Genomic DNA, 17,640 nt, shown 5'->3' with positions numbered 1-17,640 from the left:
ATCAAACCATGATTATAGGCGGGCATCGCAACCGCGACAGCTTTGGAGCCCCTCATGATCCTTCATCGTCGTGGTCTGATCGCCACGGGCGCAGCCGCCGCCTTCTCGGGACTGGCGCGTCACGCCGCCGCTCAGACGGCGGGTGAAGAGACCTACGTCAACGATGTCCATGGCTACGGCCCGCTGCTGCGCGATCCCAATCGACTGCTCGATCTGCCCGAAGGCTTTTCCTATCAGGTCGTGGCCCAGAGCGGCGACACGATGGACGACGGCCTGTTCGCTCCGGGACAGCCCGACGGCATGGCCTGTTTCCCGCTTGAAGGGTCTCGCGTGGCCCTGGTTGTCAATCACGAGCTGAAGGGCTCCAGCGGCCTGCATCGCAACCTGGGTCCAGGCGGCCTGCGGGAGGAACGGCTTGACCTGTTGGACGCCAGCCGGGGCTACGATACCTACAAGAATGGCCGCCCCCTGCCCGGCGGCTGTTCCACCATCATCTATGATCTGGCGACCCGCCAGATGGTCAGCCGGCATCTGACGCTGGCCGGCACCTCGACCAACTGCTGCGGCGGCCCGACGCCGTGGGGCAGCTGGCTGACCTGCGAGGAGACGCTGGAGACGCCGGCCGACGCCGATGTGACTAAGGCCCACGGGTGGATCTTCGAAGTGCCGGCGACCGCGACTGGCCTGGTCGATCCCGTGCCGCTCAAGGCCATGGGCCGGTTCGATCACGAGGCCGTCTGCGTCGATCCCCGCACCGGCGTCGTCTATCTGACCGAAGACGACAACGCCGGCCTCTTCTATCGCTTCATTCCCAATGCGCCCGGCAAGCTGATTGAGGGCGGCCGGCTTCAGGCGATGGCCTGGAAGGGCGCGCCCTCGGCCGACACCCGCAATCAGGACGGTCGCACCTGGGCTGTCGGCGACTGGAGGGAGATCGAATGGATCGATCTGGACGACGTCGAATCTCCTAATGGCGACCTGGCCAAGCGCGGTCATGCAGCCGGCGCGGCCTGGGTGGCGCGGGGCGAAGGCATTTGGTGGGGCGAAGACGAACTGTATTTCACCGCAACTTCGGGCGGACCCATCCGCCGCGGTCAGGTCATGCGGCTGGTTCCCGGTCTGAACGACGCGGCAGACCGGCTGCAGTTGTTCGTGGAAAGCACTGATCCAAAGACGATGAACATGGCCGACAACATCACCGTCGCGCCCTGGGGACACCTGATCCTGTGCGAGGACAACTACTCCTCGGACGTCCGAAACCACCTGAAAGGCGTCACGCCAGAGGGCAAGGTTTATACGATCGGCCGCAACGTCTTCACCGGCAACTCGGAATTCGCCGGCGCCTGCTTCTCGCCGGATCGCGAGGTGCTGTTCGTCAACATCATGTACCCCGGCATGACGCTGGCGATCAGAGGCCCATGGTCCTCGGTCCGGACATGAAGATGCGCGGTTGAGCCCGCAGCACCAACCATAGGTTCACGGTAGCCGTCGCCAGCACGATCGCGGCGCCTGCCTGGTGCAGCACGCCCAGCCACACCGGAACCGCGTGCACCAGGGTCACGATCCCCAGCAGAGCCTGGAACCAGATCACACCCGCAAGCGTGAAGGCGCCGAGCCCCATTCCCTCCGCCACGCGCCAGCGCCAGGCCTGGAAGGCATAGACGCTGACGGCGATCAGCAGACCATAGGCGACCAGTCGGTGATTGAACTGCGTCAGCGCCTGATCATGCAGGAAGGCGGTCGCGCCCAGGCTCCAGTCGGCCGGCGGCAGAACGGCGCCGTTCATCAGCGGCCAGTCGGTATAGACAAGCCCCGCATGACCGCCGGCCACGAGGGCGCCCAGCAGACATTGCAGGAAGACCGCGCCTAGCAGGAGGCCGGCGCCCCTCGCCCAACCCGACGGCGGGCGGCCGTGATCCTCACCGTTCCAGGCCTCTAGCCCCGTCCAGATCAGGGCGGCGAACAGCACGAACGCCAGGCCCAGGTGTGTCGCCAGACGCTCCGGCGCCACGCTGACACGCTCGGACAGGCCGCTGGACACCATCCACCATCCGATCAGGCCCTGAAGGCCGCCCAGGGCCAGGAGCAGAACACAGCGCCAGATCAGACGGTTGGGCATGGCCCACTGGTGGAATACCGACCGAGCCGGCGCCAGACGGCACAGCAGGAAGACGATCAGCGGCAGGGCGAACACCATACCCACCAGACGCCCGATAAGACGGTGCAGCCATTCCCACCAGAAGATGCCCTGAAACTCGCCCAGGCTCATGCCGGCGTTGACCTGCGCGTACTGCGGGATCTGCTTGTACTTCTCGAAGGCCTCGGCCCACTGCGCGTCGTTCAGAGGCGGAATGGCGCCCATGATGGGCTTCCACTCCGTGATCGACAGGCCCGAGCCCGTCAGCCGCGTGATGCCGCCGATCACCACCATCAGGAAGACGACGGCGGCCGTGGCGAACAGCCATACGGCGACGGCGCGGTTACGATCTGGATTTCCGAAACGGTTCATTCGACGCCTGACACTGACCCGGATATGGTGTCGCGTCGAACGAAGACCAGACGCGACCGGTGCGGTATGCCCGCCCCAAGCGACAAGATCGAGTCGGATTGAGTTAACGGCGCTGTCGCCGCAGGAGATCAGGGTTGCAATACGCCGATATCGCCGCCGCCGTTGCAGGCGGCCTGCTGCTGGCCTGGATCGCGGACCTTCTGACGGGCCGGCGCGGCTTCGGCGGCACAAGCCTTGTGTCCGGAATCGGCCTGGCCTGCGGATGGTTTCTGGCGGTCCGGGTCTTCGCGGTCAGTACGATGGCCACTTGGGTCTGGGTGCCGTGGGCGCTCGTGGGATCGGGCATCTGTCTGGTCGCCTTCTTCCTGTTCCGGAACAAGCGCTGATGCCGCCGCGTCTGCGTCGCTTCGTCGCCGCGATCGGTGTGCTGCTCTTTCTCGTTTTTTGGGTCTGGGGGTTGATCGCCCTGCGCGGAATGCTGCCGCCGTCGCAATGGATTGACTTCCTGTTCTTCGGCATCGGCGGGACCGCCTGGGGCCTGCCGCTCATCCCGTTGCTGAGATGGGCCGAGCGCGGCTGAGCGCCGAACCTCCCCCCAGATACGGCGATGGGGCCGCCCGCAAGGACGACCCCACCATCATCATTCTTTTTCAAGAATGGTCGGAGCGACAGGATTCGAACCTGCGACCCCTTGACCCCCAGCCTACCCTGAGGTTGTTTTCAGGACATTTCACTACTGGTCAGGACTGTTCTAACCGCTTGTTTCTGATAATGTTTTTGACGTCACCGCTTTTCACCCGTATTCTTCGAGTTGCTGCAATCTGTGCCCCATATGTGCCCCAGCAAAGGGCGCTCATCGGAGATCGGGATGCCGACTTTGAAGCTCACGGACCGGACGGTTGCGTCGGCCAAGGCCACCGAAGGCGGCCGTCTGGAGCTCTGGGATACCGCCGTGAAAGGCCTGTATCTGAGGGTGTCTTCGGACACCCGTATCTGGGGCTATAGGTATCGCCGACCGGACGGAAGTCAACCGCGCATCCGGCTCGGTCACTACGTACCGCCCGAGCAGGCGATCAGCGATACCTCGGCTTTGACGGTAGCCGGCGCGAGAGCACGGGCGAGGAAGATTCAAACGGAGGTCGATGACGGCGGCGATCCCGCGACCACGCGACAGGTCGCCAAGGCCGAGGCCAAAGCCCAGGCCATTCGTACGGTCGATGATCTGGCCGAGGCCTACTTCGCCGTCTGCGAGACGGGAGAGTACCGCCCCAGCCGCCGGCGCAAGCGCCCGCAGACGATCAAGGCCGAGCGCTATCTCTACAAGAAGTATCTCGCAGCGCTCGGCTCGATCAGGGTCGAGGCGCTCACCCGCGACGCGGTCCGTAAGCTGCTGCGCGATCTCCTGAACGCTGGTCGCGGCATCACCTCGAACCGAGTCCGGGGCCTCCTGCGGCAGATCTACGCCTGGGGCGTCCTCGAAGGCAGGATCGCCCGCAATCCAGCCGGCGAGCTCGTCGACCTGGCAGAGGAAATTCCCCGCACCCGCATCCTGACGGATGAGGAGACGCGGTCGCTGTGGAGGGCCCTGATCGATCCCACAGGCTTGCGGCGCCCCCTCCCCGGCGGCCGCGACGAACCCGTCATGGTCAGTCGGCCGGTCCGTATCGCCATTCAGCTCGCGATGCTGACGCTCCAGCGGCGGGGCGAGATCGCGGCGATGCGCATCCCTGAAATCGACTTCAATGCCGCGGTCTGGACGATCCCCGCGGAGAAGACCAAGGCCGGTCGGGTGACGGCCGTTCCGCTCTGCGCCACGGCGATCGGTCTGATCCGGGAAGCCATCGCGCTCCGATCCGAGCCCGCTCCCGGGGACGATCCATCGCCCTATGTCTTCGTGGGTCGCAGCAAGACAGTCCCCTATCTGTCGCCGGCCGCGATCAGCCATGCGATGCGAGATATCCGGGAGGGGATCGGGTCGCTCGACCTGACGACGCACGACCTGCGTCGCAGCGGCGCGACCCGGCTCGCGATCGCTGGCGTCAGTCCTTTCATCCTGTCGAAGCTTCTCAACCACGCCGGCGATCTCGGCGGCGGATCGCCGATCACCATGGCCGTCTATGTCCAGCACAACTACATGGCGGAGAAGCGCGCCGCGATCACCCAGCTGGAGACGCTCCTTCTCGCGGTCGTGGGCGCATCCGCCGACCGGGTATCAGATACCCCCGACTACGCCACGACGGCCCGCTCTGCGCTGCGTTTTTACAACCCATCCGCAGGCCCCATCGGTACAGAAATCGCGTCGGTGTTCTGAGGCCTTGGAGAAGGCGCGCGACTGGACGCCGTGTTTGGATCGCGGGACAAGAACGCGATGACGACAATTCACGGGTTGCCTAAAGTTCTCATCAATGCGGCCGGGGAGGCATGGCGCGCCATCAGCAGGCCTCGCGAGCTCCGTCAGACTCCCGTCGCACTCGTGAATCACGACACCGGATGGTCCGCCGCCTTCATGGCCGAAGCCGATCGGCTGAAGTCCGATAGCCAAGTCCAGTGCTTCTTTGATCACGTCGGAAGCACCGCAGTCGCAGATCTGCCGGCGAAGCCGATCATAGACATTCTCGTCACTCTAACGGACTGGCAAGCGGCGGACGCTGTCTCGCGATCCCTAAGGAACCAGGGCTACCGCGTTGAGGAGAAGATTGGAGGAGCTGACCCACGGCGGTTCCTTACCCGCACCGGCACGCCGGACAGCCCGGCTTTCAATCTTCATCTGGTGCCTACCGACTCCGAGTGGGGCGAGCGCATGGTGGCGTTTCGGGATGCGTTGGCGCACGACGAGGGCCTTGTTCAACAGTACGCGGCGCTGAAAACCGCTCTGGCCGAGAAACACGCGGAAGACCTGCCTGCTTACACGTCGGGCAAGGCGATGTTCGTCGAGGGCGTCCTGATCGAGATCGCCGACGCCTTCAGCAACTCCAGCCTCCTAACCCATCAGCGGGTCGAGCTGGATCGCGCCCAGCAGCTTCAGGTCGCTTCACTCTCTACTCAGTTCCTCGTCGCGGTCGTGGCCGCGGGCTCCGTATTCTTCAACGACGGACCCACCCTGCTGACCTTTGCCTTCGTCGGGTTCACTCTTGCGCTCGCCTGGTTCGAGATCGGTCGACGCGGTGGGCGGCACCGGACCGCGGGCAATCAGGCGCGCCGCGCAGTCCTGTTGGCCAGCGGGCTCGGCCAGTCCGTTTCGCCGGCCCAAAGGCTCCGCATATTCGACGGGTTCGCGCTTTCGATCCGCGGCCGCCGCCTCGTGCGGGAGGAAGACTATTTCGCGAGCCGATGCCGCCCGGGCTTTCAACGCGCGGCGGAGCTCGTCGAGGAGTCGGCCTACTGGACGGGCGATCTCCAGAAGACGAGCGCGGGCGTCGTGGCCGCCATTCTCGTTGTTATCGGCTTGGTGCTCTGCGCCGCCGCGTGGCGCGGCGTCGTCGACCTGACCTCTGACGCCCAGATCAACGCGGCTCGGGTCATGATCGCGGCGCTGGTGTTCGTTCTGTCATCCGACGTTCTCGGCGCCCTACTCGGTCATCATCAGGCCGCCCACGCCATCGCTGAAATCTTCCGGCGCATCGAGACGACTGCGGCCCGGGGCTATCCGGAGGCCGACGTTCTCCTCCTGATGTCGGACTACAACGCCGCCGTCGAGAGCGCGCCTGTCGTCCCGCCGCTCGTCTATCGGTGGCGACGTCGGGACCTGTCGCGTCGCTGGCGGGCCTACCTGGCGGCGAAGCGGTCCTGACTTCCCGCCGTCACCCTCGGCTTCAGGCAATCGAAAGCTGTGGAAGGTCGGTGGGCCAGAGGCGTGTTATTGGGGTCGCAAACGCTGTCTATTGCGGTTCAGACCCTGCGCGCCACTACATCTTGACGAAAGTTTCGACACGTGAGACGAATCGGCTCAGAGTGAAAACGGGTTAACGATCCCTTTCCCTGCGACCCGACTCAACATATCGAGTCTGTCCGGGTTGGGTTTCGGCTGTGCCAATTCCGTTGAATTCGATCGATCCGCCGACGCCGTGTTCGGGCGCGGCTCGCGTATCAGACGAAGGAGCGTGCCTGACGATGTCAGCATGAACATGGTGGGGAGAGGACGACCGTCCCGACTTGCAGGTCTTCAAAAGAAGGCCGCCCTCTCTCCGGTTACCGACTCATTCGGGTCGGCGGCGCGATCTTATGCATCGCGTTCGCGAGCACACAACCGTCGCCGCGACTGAGCGCCCTCTCGGATTCATCTCCCCTTGAATCGAAAGGACTCTCGTATGAGTTCCGGCATTGCCTATCGCTGCACCCTCCCCGATCCCGCCTTCGAGTCCGCCTGGGACTCGATCAAGATGGACAAGGCGGTCAAGGACCGGCTCGTCGCCCAGGCGACTCTGGCCCTGACCGTCCGACGCGCCGTCTCCTTCGACGTCGCTCCGCTGCACGGCCTGATCGTGCTCGCCGGCGTCCCCGGCACGGGGAAGACCACGCTCGCCCGCGGGCTGGCGACCAAGGTCGCCGCGATGCTGTCCCCTTCGAAGGTGAACTTCATCCAGGTCGATCCGCACGGGCTCGCCAGCGCGTCGCTCGGCAAGAGCCAGCAGCAGGTCACGACCCTGTTCAACCAGACCATCCCGGAGGCGGGAATGGGCGGCTTCGCCGTAGTCCTGCTGGACGAGGTCGAAACCCTCGCGGCCGACCGCAAGAAGATGAGCCTCGAAGCCAACCCCGTGGATGTTCATCGTGCGACCGACGCGGTCCTCGCCAGCCTCGATCTCCTCACGCGCCAGCACAAGAATATCCTGCTCATCGCCACGACCAACTATCCGCAGGCCGTCGACAGCGCCTTTCTCTCGCGGGCGGATCTGATCGAGTACATCCCGCCTCCGAATAACGAGGCCCGGGCGGAAATCATCCGCGACACCCTCGAAGGGCTGGGCCGCCAATGGCCGTCGATCCGCAACCTTGCGAACGACATGAGCCTTTTCGTCGCCGCATCGAGCGGGATGGACGGCCGCCGCCTGCGCAAGGCCGTGGTCAGCGCCCTGGCGGGCTCCATCGCCACCGCTCGCGACCCCAACCTCGTCACAAGCCAACAGGTGCTGGCGGCCCTCAAGGCCTCGACCCAGGCGAACAAGGAGGTCGGCCGTGAAGCTGCGTAGAGATATCGCGTCCGTGCCGGTCCGCACGGGAGCCGAAACCTGGTCCGAGATCATCGCTCTGATCACGCGGCCGGATTCGATCGACGCCGGCCAGCTCACGGCGGCGGCGAGCGTCATGGCCACTCTGCTTTCCGAGGACCACTACGCCAAACATCCGCTGACCCTGAAGGGGGACGGACATCGCCTGGTGATCTACGGCGCCTACGGCGCGGACGCGGTAGCCCGCGGCGCCGAGGTCGCGCCTCTCGATTGGAACCCCACCGGCAAGGCTTGGACCCTCCATGTGCCCTGTGACCCGGAGGATCTCGACTGGGTGACGCAGACGTTGAAAACACGGGCTCCTCGCCTCGCGGTCCACGTCCTCGGCTCCGGTCCCACGGACACCGAACAGGACGCCTCGACTGCCGCCAACGACACATCGGCGGCTCTCAGCATCAACTGGGGAGCTGCGAGCTGATGGCTGTCTCGACCTTCACCTATACCCGCACGCACACCGCCGCCTTCGTGGCGGATCACATGCGCAACCAGCTGAAACGCATCGTTCAGGCTGCCGGGCTATCGCCGGAACAGTTGGCGGACGATTGGACCATCGTCGGACCGGCCGCCCGGACCTGGCTCGAGAGCGGCCATCTCGAAGTCGTGACCATCGAGTTTTTCAAGCCGGGATCGAGCACGTTGCAGTTGCGTTGGGACTTCCCCGTCACCTACGACGGCAGCGGAGTCGACGATGACATGTGGGTCGACCGGGACCACGTTCAGCGCACGATCGACAAGGTCGGTCGCCCGCCGACCGGATGCACCTATCGGATCATCCTGAGCTGCAAGCGAGGCCGACCGGAAGTTCCGGGAATGTCCAGCACATCGCACCTCTCGACGGCCGGCCTCGTCAGCCGGTCCACCGGCACGGCGATCGCCACCCACGACATCACCGCCGGGCTCAACTACTGGAGGCCGGCATGACCAAGGTCAGCGACGCATTCGCCACATTCAAAAGCCGGCTGGAGCTGACGCAGACCGAGAAGGATGATGCAAGCCGTCGGCAGAAGGATGTCCGCGCCACCGTGCAGGAAGCCTTCCACGTCGACCACGACTTCCTGACCGGCTCCTACGGGCGACACACCAAGACAAAGCCGCTCAAGGACATCGATATCTTTGTCTGTCTGGGGTCAAAGGAGGACCACCGACGCAAGGCGCACCCGAAGGCCGTTCTGGACGACCTCGAGACGTGCCTCGTTGATGCGTACGGGCGAGGTCAGGTGGAGCGCGACCGTCGGTGCGTGACCGTCTGGTTCGAAAAACGCCACCAGACCCAGCATGAGGAAGGCAAGGTCGTCAGCCTGGACGTCGTCCCGGCGTTCCAGTCGGGATCGGATTACGAGATTCCCGACGAGGATCTCGGCAAGTGGATCAAGACGAACCCCGCGACCCACAACGACCTGACGACGGCGAAGAACAAGACGCTGAGCGGAAATTGGGTGCCGCTCGTAAAGATGCTGAAAAGCTGGAACCGGGCCAACGGCAAGCCGATCCAACCGTCCTTCCTTGTCGAAGTCATGGCCCTCGATCTGGTTGACGGTCCGTTCAACAGCTTCCCCGACGAAGCCCGGCGATTCTTCGCCGCCGCTGCGGCCAGCATCGACGACACCTGGAGCGATCCGGCGAGACTGGGGCCGCCGGTATCCGACGAGATGACGGCCGCCAAATGCGCCGTGGCTCGCCAGACGTTGAGAGACGCCGAGATGGCCGCAACGCGCGCCTATCGTGCCGAGGCGCAGGGCAGCGAGACAGAGGCCGTGCGGATTTGGAAAGGCGTCTTCGGCGACTTCTTCCCGGCGGCCTAATCAGTCGGGTGTAGAGCCGGCGGCGCGCAGCCTCGCAGCGACGCCGGCTTTCATATGTCTTTCCAGGTAGGCGCGCCGGGCCTCATAGAGGCCCGGCATGACCAGAGGACTGGACACCCGACGCGCATATAGGGCGTTCTGAATATTGCGGCTGGCGTCGCGGGCGTCGTCTGCTGAAATCGCCTCCGCCTCCACCCTCGCCAGAACAGACTCCAGTTCGCTCTTCGTCTGGTCCTGGCTTTCGGCCGTGTCTTTCTGTCTGAAGTGCTCCCGAACGGACCAGACCAGCACCGGGGCCACTGGCATCCAGGTCACGGCGACGTCGCTCAGCGGCAGCCGGACGACCCAGCAGGCAATGAGAAAGGCGGTTGGGATGCCGATCGCCAGCACCAGGGCAATCGAGCCGTTGAAGCGCCGAAGGGTGACATCGTACCAGAGACTGCTGCGCTGACAGAGCAACCGCCCGGCTTCCAGACTCGTGCTGCCGACTTCGGCCGGGTACCAGTCAAGGATGCCTTTGTCGCTGTGGCGTTTCGACCAGGCTTCTGCTGCAGCCTCTATGATCTCAGGATCGATACGTCTTCCTGCGCTCAAGCCGTTCCAAGGCAATTGCAGCACGGAGCAGTCGAAGCATTCGGCGATTTTTGCGCCGCTCCGCACGAAACGGCGCTGGGCGCGATCCAGAATAGTGATGTCCAGCAAGGTGACTACGAGGCTGAATGCCGCCACGCCCGAACGCGCTTCCTCGACGAACAGACCTGTGGCCGCTCCGACCACCGGCAGAAAGACGGTCAGGATCAGCTGGAGGATAAAGATGAGCTTAGCGCGGTGGAACATCTCCTGGCGCGCCCGCATCAGCTGGAGATTCTCGGGTCTGTTCTGGCGTGCCGGGATATCGTTCATACGGGCTTGTCGCCTGACCATCGGCGCGATGGAAGCGGCGATCCGCATCCGACCGGTCGCCGGGCGTGTCTATCCCGCTGCCGTCTTCAAGTGATGACGCGGTGATGGTCGCCCTGGACTGGTGCTCGATCAGACGTGATCACGGCGCGACCTTGAAATCGACGGCACATTCTGTTTCCGCGACGCGGCAGTGACGCCCTATCGATCGGCCCCTATATTCGCTATATGAATCGCATGGCACCAACGCCTTTCGATCTGAGTTTCGAAGACCTCGTCGAAGCCGGGGCCCGAGCGTCCCGCGCCGCCGCCGATGAGGCGAAGCGCGCCGACGTTCCTCTTGCTGCGTTTGAAGCCGAACCTGCGACCCCGCCGCCGTGGGACGACGCACGGCTCGATCTGCTGAAGACGCTCTGGCTCGACGGATTGAGCGCCACCCAGATCGCGATGCGGCTCGGTGGGATCACCCGAAATGACGTCATCGGCAAGGTGCATCAGCTGGGCCTGTCCGGCGGACGGCCATCAACCCGCCCGGCCTCGGCCCGCGTCCGACTAATGGAAGTGGCGGACGGCACCGCTACGGTGCTCACCCTCGGCGCCCACATGTGCAAGTGGCCGATCGGTGATCCGTCTTCACGCGAGTTCACCTTCTGCGGTCGTCGGGCATCCGAAGGCGTCTACTGCTCCGAGCACGCGCGCGTCGCCTACTCTCCCACTGCAAGGCGAGGCTCACCTCTACCCACCGCAAACCGTGCGAAGGCCGGAGCAGCCGTGAAAGGCGCAGCCGTCACGCCGCTTTTCGGAGCCGCCGACCTCCAGATTGAAGTGCGACGCCGGCTTGGCCTCTGAGCCGCCGTTCGTCCTGATGATCGCGGGGCCAAACGGGTCCGGCAAGACGACCCTGACGAACCAGTTGAGGGCGGACGGGGTCGATCTCGGCCACTATGTGAATCCCGACGAGATCGCCAAGACGCTGGAAGGCGCCTATGGCGCGCGCGTCCGTGAAGCGCAGCAGATCGCCGCCGATGAGCGGCAGGCTTGCCTTGAGGCCGGACGAAGCTTCTCGTTCGAGACCGTGATGTCTCATCCGTCCAAGATCGAGGTTCTGCGGGAGGCCAAGACGCGTGGGTTTCGAACCGCTCTCTATTTCGTTGCGACGGAATCCCCCTCTCTGAACGTGGCGCGCGTCGCCCAGAGAGTCCTGCTGGGTGGTCACGACGTGCCTGAAGATCGCATACGTCAGCGCTATGTCCGGACGCTGGACCTGCTGCCCCAAGCGCTTGAACAGGCCGATCTGGCGGTCCTGTTCGACAACACTCACGGCGCCCCTGCCCTTCTCCGCCCATTCTGTGAAAAGGCGGGGGCCAGGATCACCCTTTCGCCCCCGCTTCCGGACTGGGCGCGCCCGGTGCTCCGGGGCCTGGTGCCCTTCTAGGGTCGGCGGCGGCATGTCGGCTCTCGATGACCTCAGGAGGCAGCTGCGACCCGGCGAGGTCTATCGTCGTCGGGACCTCGCGAAGGGGTCCAGCGCCCTTGATCGCCATGTGCGTCGGCTCGTGGTCGAGGGCCATCTGGAAAAGGTTTCCCACGGCCTCTACATGGCGCCGCGCCAGAGCCGGTTCGGCAGGGCGCCCGCAAGGCCGGAGAAGCTGATCAAGGCCTTCCTCAAGGACGACCGCTTTCTGATGATGTCCCCGAGCGCGTTCAACGGCCTCGGGGTCGGGACGACACAGCTCTACAATGAATCGATCGTCTACAATCTCCGGCGCCAAGGCCGGTTCGAGCTCGGCGGCCTAACCTACGATTTTCGCAGGACGCCATCCGTCCCCAGCGGTCTGAACGCGGAGGTTCTGCTTGTCGCTCTTCTTCTAGGCATGCATCGGCTCGCCGAGGACCGGACCGAACTTGTGCCCAGGGTGCTCGAGCGGGCCCGTGCGTTGGATCCCGATCGATTGGCCCAGGCGGCCAGCGTTCGGCTCGGCGAGGGTCTCCCGGTTACTGAGCCGGGTGCTCGAGACGCCCTGATCGCAGCTGCACTTCGACAGAGGTGGGCTTGGCGGGCCAGAAACCGCTCTGGTCGCGACTACACCTGCACGTTCAGTTTGACCGGCTTTTGGTCTAGACCAAAATAGACGACGCTGAATCACTTCGAGCGATCCGCCTGCCCTGGGCTGGGCATCTTTGCCCCGCCTGGCGATGTGGGCGCTATCGCGATCGAAGAAAGGTCGTTCGCCGCGTCGATGGCCGTCCCCGCGGACTTCCGCTCGGAGTAACGGTCCACCAGCTGCGCCGAGTGCGGGCGCATCAGGATCGTGAAGCGCACCAGTTCCTCCATCACATCGACGATGCGCTCGTAGTAGGCGGACGGCTTCATCCGCCCGGCGTCGTCGAACTCCTGGAAGGCCTTGGCCACGCTCGACTGATTGGGGATGGTGATCATCCGCATCCAGCGGCCGAGCAATCGCAGGGTGTTGACGGCGTTGAAGCTCTGCGACCCGCCGGAGACCTGCATGACGGCCAGGGTTCGGCCCTGGGTCGGGCGCAAGCCGCCCATGCTCAGGGGCAGATGGTCGATCTGCAGCTTCAACAGGCCCGAGACCTGCCCGTGCCGCTCGGGGCTGCACCAGACCATGCCCTCGGACCAAAGAGCGTGCTCGCGCAGTTCGCGCACCGCCGGATGGTCGTCGTCGCCGGGCGATCCCGGAAGGGGCAGGTCGGACGGGTCGAAGATGCGGGTTTCGCATCCCATCCATTGCAGCAGGCGGGCCGCCTCCTCGACGCAGAAGCGCGAGTAGGACCGTTCGCGCAGCGATCCGTAGAGGAGCAGGATCCGGGGCGGATGGTGGTGCGGCCCCAGACCGCGGGCCGGATCGGCGGAGAGATAGGCCTTGTCCAAGGCCGGCAGATGATCCGGATCGGGCAGCGGTCTCAGGCGGTCGAAGGTCATCAGAGGTCCTTGGTCAGATAGGCCGCCGACGCCGGGCAGAGCCCCGCGAACTCGCGGGTCCGCCGGATCGCCTCCGGCGCCGACTGGCGGCTCGCGGCCCGGTAGCCGTTCCGGGCGAAGAAGGGCTCGGCCGTCGTGGTGAGCAGATGCAGGCGTGCGGCGCCCAGGTCGCCGGCGACGACCTCGGCAGCGGCCAGCACCCGGGCTCCCACGCCGCGCGCCTTCCGATCGGCGAGCACAACGAGGGAGCGGATCAGCAGATCGCGCCCCTCCCCTTCCAGCCCGACGTAGCCGACGACGGCGCCATCGTGATCAGCGCTGAAGTAGCGGCCGGCGCCAGGCGCGGGCAGGTCCTCAGCCCTCAGAGCCGCGATCAAGCCGGCGTCGTCCGGCTCAAGCGGATGCAGGACGACCATCAGCCGGCTTTCGTCATCGGGGCCGTGTCCTTGAACCAGCGCCGCCCCAGCCACAGGGCGACCGACACGAGCAGGATCAGGACCGGCACCTCCACCAGCGGGCCGATGACGGCGGCGAAGGCGACCGGCGAGGCCAGGCCGAACGCCGCGATAGCGACGGCGATGGCCAGCTCGAAATTGTTGGAAGCGGCGGTGAAGGCCAGAGCCGTCGTGCGCGGATAGTCGGCCTGGATCAGCCGGCCCATCAGGAAGCTGACCACGAACATGACCAGAAAGTAGATCGTCAGCGGAACCGCGATGCGCAGGGCGTCGAGCGGCAGGGCGACCACCTCGCCGCCCTTGAGGCTGAACATGGCCACGATGGTGAACAGCAGCGCGATCAGGGTGAGCGGGCCGATCCGCGGCAGGAACCGGGTCTCGTACCAGTGCGCCCCCTTGCGCGCGATCAGCACGCGGCGGGTCAGGAAGCCGCCCAGGAACGGCAGGCCCAGATAGACCAGCACCGCCGCCGCGATCGTCCAGACGCTGACGTCGACGACGCTGCCCTCCAGGCCGAACAGCGGCGGCAGGACAGAGAGGAAAATCCAGGCATAGACGCTGAAGAAGGCGATCTGGAACAGGGAGTTGAAGGCCACCAGGCCGGCGACATACTGGTTGTCGCCCCGGGCCAGCTGGTTCCACACCAGCACCATGGCGATGCAGCGCGCCAGGCCGATCAGGATGACCCCGGTCATGTACTCCGGCTGATCCCTGAGGAAGATCACGGCGAGGGCGAACATCAGGATCGGCCCGATCACCCAGTTCTGGACCAGGGACAGGGCCAGCACCCGCTTGTCGGCGAACACCTGGGGCAGGGCCTCGTACTTCACCTTGGCCAGCGGAGGGTACATCATCAGGATCAGGCCGATGGCGATGGGGATGTTGGTCGTCCCGATCGAGAGGCCGTCGACCCAGCCCGGCAGTCCCGGAACGAGGGTTCCCAGCGCCACGCCGGCCGTCATGGCGACGAAGATCCACAGCGTCAGCCAGCGGTCCAGGAAGGACAGCCGACGGGGCGCCTCACGCGGCGTGTCGACCACGGGCGTGTCGACCATCAGCGGACCCTCTTCCCGTCGGCGTCGATGACGACCTCGCCGTCTTCTTTTGTGAAGGGCCTCAGATTGCCGGCCGGAAGCAGGTCCAGAACCGCCTCGGACGGACGGCACAGTTTTACGCCCAGGGGCGAGACGACGATCGGCCGGTTGAGCAGGATGGGATGGGCCTCGATGGCGTCCAGCAGCTGGTCGTCGGACAAAGTTTCGTCGGTCAGGCCCAACTCCGCGAAGGGCGTGCCCTTCTCGCGCAGCAGATCCCGCAGCGAGCCGCCGGCCCGCGCTGCCATGTCGGCGATCCTCTCCCGCGACGGCGGGGTCTTCAGATACTCGATCACATGCGGCTCGACGCCGGCGTGCCGGATCAGCTCCAAGGCGTTGCGCGAGGTCCCGCAGGCGGGGTTGTGGTAGATGATGACGTCCATCGGTGATCCTCAGTCGCGGCAGGGCGCGAGTTCCTTGAGCAGCGGCTCGCAAAGGTCCGCGCGCCCTCCGCAGCAGTCCTTCAGCAGAAACAGGACCAGGTCTCTCAGCCGATCCAGATCGGCGCGATAGACGATGGAGCGGCTGCGGCGCTCCGGCTTGATAAGGCCGGCCCGGGTGAGGACGCCGAGGTGGGACGACAGGGTGTTGGCCGGGACGGCCAGCCGATCCGCGATCTCGCCCGCCGGCAGCCCCAAGGGCTCGTGTCGAACCAGCAGACGGAACGCCTCCATTCGAGTCGATTGAGCGAAGGCCGAAAGAGCGAGAACTGCTGCCGTTGATTCCATAATTCGATTATTCTGGAATTCTGGAGAAGATCAAGGCTTCAAGTTGCTCTTTGAAGGCCACCGACGATGCCGCCCGTCGATCACGAACGGATGCGCGTGGCTCATCCCTCCCCGGTTTTGTCCCTCGGAGAGATGAGGATCGTCGTCGTTTAGGTCAGCATGCGAACGGGCCAGCGCGTCCGGATCCTGGGCGGGACAGACAAGGAATCCGGGCATCGCTCCAGCAGCGCACCCGCCGGCGAGGACCAGGAAGCCGGCGCCTGGTGCGCGACCTTAACTGATCCGGCGAAGTCGTGTTCAAGGCGTGCATATGGACTGCGGGTCACAGGAACCTCGTCTGTTCGCCGGTGCTTTGAGAGTGACCGGCAGGCGTCGTGTTTGTGGGTTCCCCGAATGCTGGAGCGTCGCTTGCCACACACTCGCCCTCGGCTGCAGGCCCTCGCCCTGGCCTGGCCGCCATTCACGTTGCAACAGGAGGATGTGGCAGCGAACGGCGCCGAGATGTTCGCCACCACTCATGGCGGCTTCGAACGTCTGGCTCCGATCTACAGAAACGCCCTGATCGAGACACGGCACTCCTGCGTCCCGATCGAGTGGTATCTGAAGCCCCACAGCTTCTCCGAACGAAATGATCTGTTCCTTGAGAACGCGGTCGCCGTGCTGGCCGAAGCCGCGGGCAAGGCGCTGGCCGAGGCGGAGTTGACGGCGCAGGATATCGACGCGGTCGTCGTCGTCTGCACGACCGGCATAGCCACGCCTGCGCTGGACGCCCGGCTGATGACGGTGATGCCTTTCCGGCCCGACGTAAGGCGTCTGCCTGTCTTCGGCCTCGGATGCGCCGGGGGCGTGGTCGGGCTCGCGCGCGCCGCCGACATCGCGATGGCCCATCCGGACGAGCGCGTGCTTCTGCTTGTGGTCGAACTTTGCGCCCTCACCTTCCGGGCCCAGGACCGATCCAAATCGAACCTCGTCGCGACCGCCCTGTTTGGCGATGGAGCGGCGGCCGCGGTGATCAGCTGTCGTGACGACGCCAAAGGGCCCGTTCTCGGCGCCAGTCGCGAACACACCTGGCCTGACAGTCTGGATGTCATGGGCTGGGAGGTGGCCGACGACGGGCTCAAGGTCGTCTTCAGTCGAGACATTCCGACTCTCGTTCAGGAGGACTTCCGGCCGGTGGCGACGCAGTTCCTCGCCGATAACGGGATGACGGCGAAGGATGTCGGCGGCTTTGTCTGCCATCCCGGCGGGGCCAAGGTGATCGACGCGCTGGAGATCTGCTTCGAGTTGACCCAGGGGACGCTCAGCCACACGCGGGAGGTGCTCCGCGCTCACGGCAACATGAGCGCCGCGACGGTGCTGTTCGTCCTGAAGGCGATGCTCGACGACGGAGTGGAAGGGCCTCTTTTGCTCACCACGCTCGGCCCCGGCTTCACTGCCGGCTTGATGCTGGTGCACCCCTGATGTGGCTGTGGTTGGTGATCGGCCTGGTGGCGATCCAGCGTCTTTGGGAACTTTGGTTGGCGGATCGCAACACACAACGGCTGATCGCATCGGGCGCAGTCGAAGTCGGCGCCCGCCACTATCCCCTGTTCATCGCGCTGCACGCCAGCTGGCTCGCGGCGATCGCACTCGCCACGCCGCCAGCGACGGTTCCGCATCCCGTCTGGCTTGCGTTCTACGTGGTGCTGCAGTTCGGGCGACTCTGGGTCATCGCGACGCTCGGACGCTTCTGGACGACACGGATCATCACCCTGCCCGGCGCGCCGTTGGAAAGACGGGGTCCCTACCGGCTCGTTCGTCATCCCAACTATGTGATCGCGTCCCTCGAAATCCTCGTCCTGCCGCTGGCGTTCGGCCAGGTCTGGATCGCCATCGCATGGAGCATCGCGAACGCCATGCTTCTGGCGTGGCGTATTCGGGTGGAGGATGGGGCGCTTGCCGACCGCAGATAGGCCCTCAGGAGCATGGCCGGACAGC

The 17,640-nt window shown here is 65.3% G+C and carries 21 protein-coding genes; 14 read left to right on the top strand and 7 right to left on the bottom strand.

Annotation, left to right across the window (positions count from 1 at the left end; translation table 11 throughout):
* Positions 1 to 54: 54 nt before the first annotated feature.
* Complete coding sequence (locus GGC30_RS00320) at positions 55 to 1,440, top strand: alkaline phosphatase PhoX (RefSeq protein WP_153921686.1); 1,386 nt, start codon at positions 55 to 57, stop codon at positions 1,438 to 1,440.
* On the opposite strand, the gene GGC30_RS00315 is transcribed toward GGC30_RS00320, so the two are convergent.
* The gene (locus tag GGC30_RS00315) at positions 1,409 to 2,509 is read right to left on the bottom strand and encodes a COX15/CtaA family protein (protein ID WP_153921683.1); all 1,101 of its coding nucleotides are present in this window, start codon (positions 2,507 to 2,509) and stop codon (positions 1,409 to 1,411) included. The genes GGC30_RS00320 and GGC30_RS00315 overlap by 32 nt on opposite strands.
* A gap of 134 nt (positions 2,510 to 2,643) precedes the next feature.
* Here GGC30_RS00315 and GGC30_RS00310 point away from each other — a divergent pair, with 134 nt between their 5' ends.
* From GGC30_RS00310 to GGC30_RS00275, 8 genes are all read left to right on the top strand, one after another.
* Complete coding sequence (locus GGC30_RS00310; protein ID WP_153921681.1) at positions 2,644 to 2,895, top strand: transglycosylase; 252 nt, start codon at positions 2,644 to 2,646, stop codon at positions 2,893 to 2,895.
* Positions 2,895 to 3,089, top strand: coding sequence for a DUF2842 domain-containing protein (locus GGC30_RS00305; RefSeq protein ID WP_017503901.1), 195 nt, complete (start codon positions 2,895 to 2,897; stop codon positions 3,087 to 3,089). Before GGC30_RS00310 ends, GGC30_RS00305 begins: the two co-directional genes overlap by 1 nt.
* A 288-nt stretch (positions 3,090 to 3,377) precedes the next feature.
* Entirely contained in the window at positions 3,378 to 4,820 is a 1,443-nt protein-coding gene (locus GGC30_RS00300; RefSeq protein WP_183217307.1) for a site-specific integrase, read from the top strand.
* Positions 4,821 to 4,877: 57 nt separating this feature from the next.
* Entirely contained in the window at positions 4,878 to 6,299 is a 1,422-nt protein-coding gene (locus GGC30_RS00295) for a GrpB family protein (protein WP_153921674.1), read from the top strand.
* A gap of 589 nt (positions 6,300 to 6,888) precedes the next feature.
* Entirely contained in the window at positions 6,889 to 7,698 is an 810-nt protein-coding gene (locus tag GGC30_RS00290) for an AAA family ATPase (RefSeq protein ID WP_221233698.1), read from the top strand.
* Complete coding sequence (locus GGC30_RS00285) at positions 7,685 to 8,155, top strand: hypothetical protein (protein ID WP_153921668.1); 471 nt, start codon at positions 7,685 to 7,687, stop codon at positions 8,153 to 8,155. The genes GGC30_RS00290 and GGC30_RS00285 overlap by 14 nt, the downstream gene beginning before the upstream one ends.
* The gene (locus GGC30_RS00280) at positions 8,155 to 8,658 is read left to right on the top strand and encodes an HORMA domain containing protein (RefSeq protein WP_152950375.1); all 504 of its coding nucleotides are present in this window, start codon (positions 8,155 to 8,157) and stop codon (positions 8,656 to 8,658) included. Before GGC30_RS00285 ends, GGC30_RS00280 begins: the two co-directional genes overlap by 1 nt.
* Positions 8,655 to 9,539: a CBASS oligonucleotide cyclase gene (locus GGC30_RS00275; RefSeq protein ID WP_153921665.1), complete on the top strand. Its 885-nt coding sequence runs from the start codon at positions 8,655 to 8,657 to the stop codon at positions 9,537 to 9,539. Before GGC30_RS00280 ends, GGC30_RS00275 begins: the two co-directional genes overlap by 4 nt.
* On the opposite strand, the gene GGC30_RS00270 is transcribed toward GGC30_RS00275, so the two are convergent.
* Complete coding sequence (locus GGC30_RS00270) at positions 9,540 to 10,490, bottom strand: S-4TM family putative pore-forming effector (RefSeq protein WP_153921663.1); 951 nt, start codon at positions 10,488 to 10,490, stop codon at positions 9,540 to 9,542.
* Between the two features lie 186 nt (positions 10,491 to 10,676).
* On the opposite strand from GGC30_RS00270, the gene GGC30_RS00265 reads away from it, so the two are divergent.
* From GGC30_RS00265 to GGC30_RS00255, 3 genes are read left to right on the top strand one after another with little or no spacing between them, the layout of a single operon-like run.
* Positions 10,677 to 11,288: a GcrA family cell cycle regulator gene (locus tag GGC30_RS00265; protein ID WP_153922254.1), complete on the top strand. Its 612-nt coding sequence runs from the start codon at positions 10,677 to 10,679 to the stop codon at positions 11,286 to 11,288.
* Positions 11,278 to 11,874 (top strand): zeta toxin family protein, encoded by a 597-nt coding sequence (locus GGC30_RS00260; protein ID WP_153921660.1) that lies wholly within the window; start codon positions 11,278 to 11,280, stop codon positions 11,872 to 11,874. The genes GGC30_RS00265 and GGC30_RS00260 overlap by 11 nt, the downstream gene beginning before the upstream one ends.
* Positions 11,875 to 11,887: 13 nt before the next feature.
* Positions 11,888 to 12,571, top strand: coding sequence for a hypothetical protein (locus tag GGC30_RS00255; RefSeq protein ID WP_228763504.1), 684 nt, complete (start codon positions 11,888 to 11,890; stop codon positions 12,569 to 12,571).
* A gap of 11 nt (positions 12,572 to 12,582) precedes the next feature.
* On the opposite strand, the gene arsH is transcribed toward GGC30_RS00255, so the two are convergent.
* The 5 genes from arsH to GGC30_RS00230 are packed head-to-tail and all read right to left on the bottom strand — an operon-like array spanning position 12,583 to position 15,663.
* Positions 12,583 to 13,386: an arsenical resistance protein ArsH gene (gene arsH, locus GGC30_RS00250; protein WP_153921656.1), complete on the bottom strand. Its 804-nt coding sequence runs from the start codon at positions 13,384 to 13,386 to the stop codon at positions 12,583 to 12,585.
* Positions 13,386 to 13,802, bottom strand: a complete 417-nt coding sequence (locus GGC30_RS00245; RefSeq protein ID WP_153921653.1) for a GNAT family N-acetyltransferase — start codon at positions 13,800 to 13,802, stop codon at positions 13,386 to 13,388. Before GGC30_RS00245 ends, arsH begins: the two co-directional genes overlap by 1 nt.
* On the bottom strand, positions 13,802 to 14,896 hold the full coding sequence (gene arsB, locus GGC30_RS00240) for an ACR3 family arsenite efflux transporter (RefSeq protein ID WP_153921650.1): 1,095 nt from the start codon (positions 14,894 to 14,896) through the stop codon (positions 13,802 to 13,804). Before arsB ends, GGC30_RS00245 begins: the two co-directional genes overlap by 1 nt.
* On the bottom strand, positions 14,896 to 15,318 hold the full coding sequence (gene arsC, locus GGC30_RS00235; protein ID WP_153921647.1) for an arsenate reductase (glutaredoxin): 423 nt from the start codon (positions 15,316 to 15,318) through the stop codon (positions 14,896 to 14,898). The genes arsB and arsC overlap by 1 nt, the downstream gene beginning before the upstream one ends.
* Before the next feature lie 9 nt (positions 15,319 to 15,327).
* On the bottom strand, positions 15,328 to 15,663 hold the full coding sequence (locus GGC30_RS00230; RefSeq protein WP_153921644.1) for a helix-turn-helix transcriptional regulator: 336 nt from the start codon (positions 15,661 to 15,663) through the stop codon (positions 15,328 to 15,330).
* 393 nt (positions 15,664 to 16,056) lie between these two features.
* Here GGC30_RS00230 and GGC30_RS00225 point away from each other — a divergent pair, with 393 nt between their 5' ends.
* Both GGC30_RS00225 and GGC30_RS00220 read left to right on the top strand, forming a co-directional pair.
* The gene (locus GGC30_RS00225; protein ID WP_153921641.1) at positions 16,057 to 17,124 is read left to right on the top strand and encodes a type III polyketide synthase; all 1,068 of its coding nucleotides are present in this window, start codon (positions 16,057 to 16,059) and stop codon (positions 17,122 to 17,124) included.
* Complete coding sequence (locus GGC30_RS00220) at positions 17,124 to 17,615, top strand: isoprenylcysteine carboxyl methyltransferase family protein (RefSeq protein ID WP_153921638.1); 492 nt, start codon at positions 17,124 to 17,126, stop codon at positions 17,613 to 17,615. The genes GGC30_RS00225 and GGC30_RS00220 overlap by 1 nt, the downstream gene beginning before the upstream one ends.
* Positions 17,616 to 17,640 lie beyond the last annotated feature (25 nt).

The organism is Brevundimonas sp. SPF441, from assembly GCF_009661015.1.
GTDB lineage: Bacteria > Pseudomonadota > Alphaproteobacteria > Caulobacterales > Caulobacteraceae > Brevundimonas > Brevundimonas vesicularis.
The sequence above is the reverse complement of the archived record's forward strand: the minus strand, read 5'-3'. Positions and strand labels throughout refer to the sequence as shown.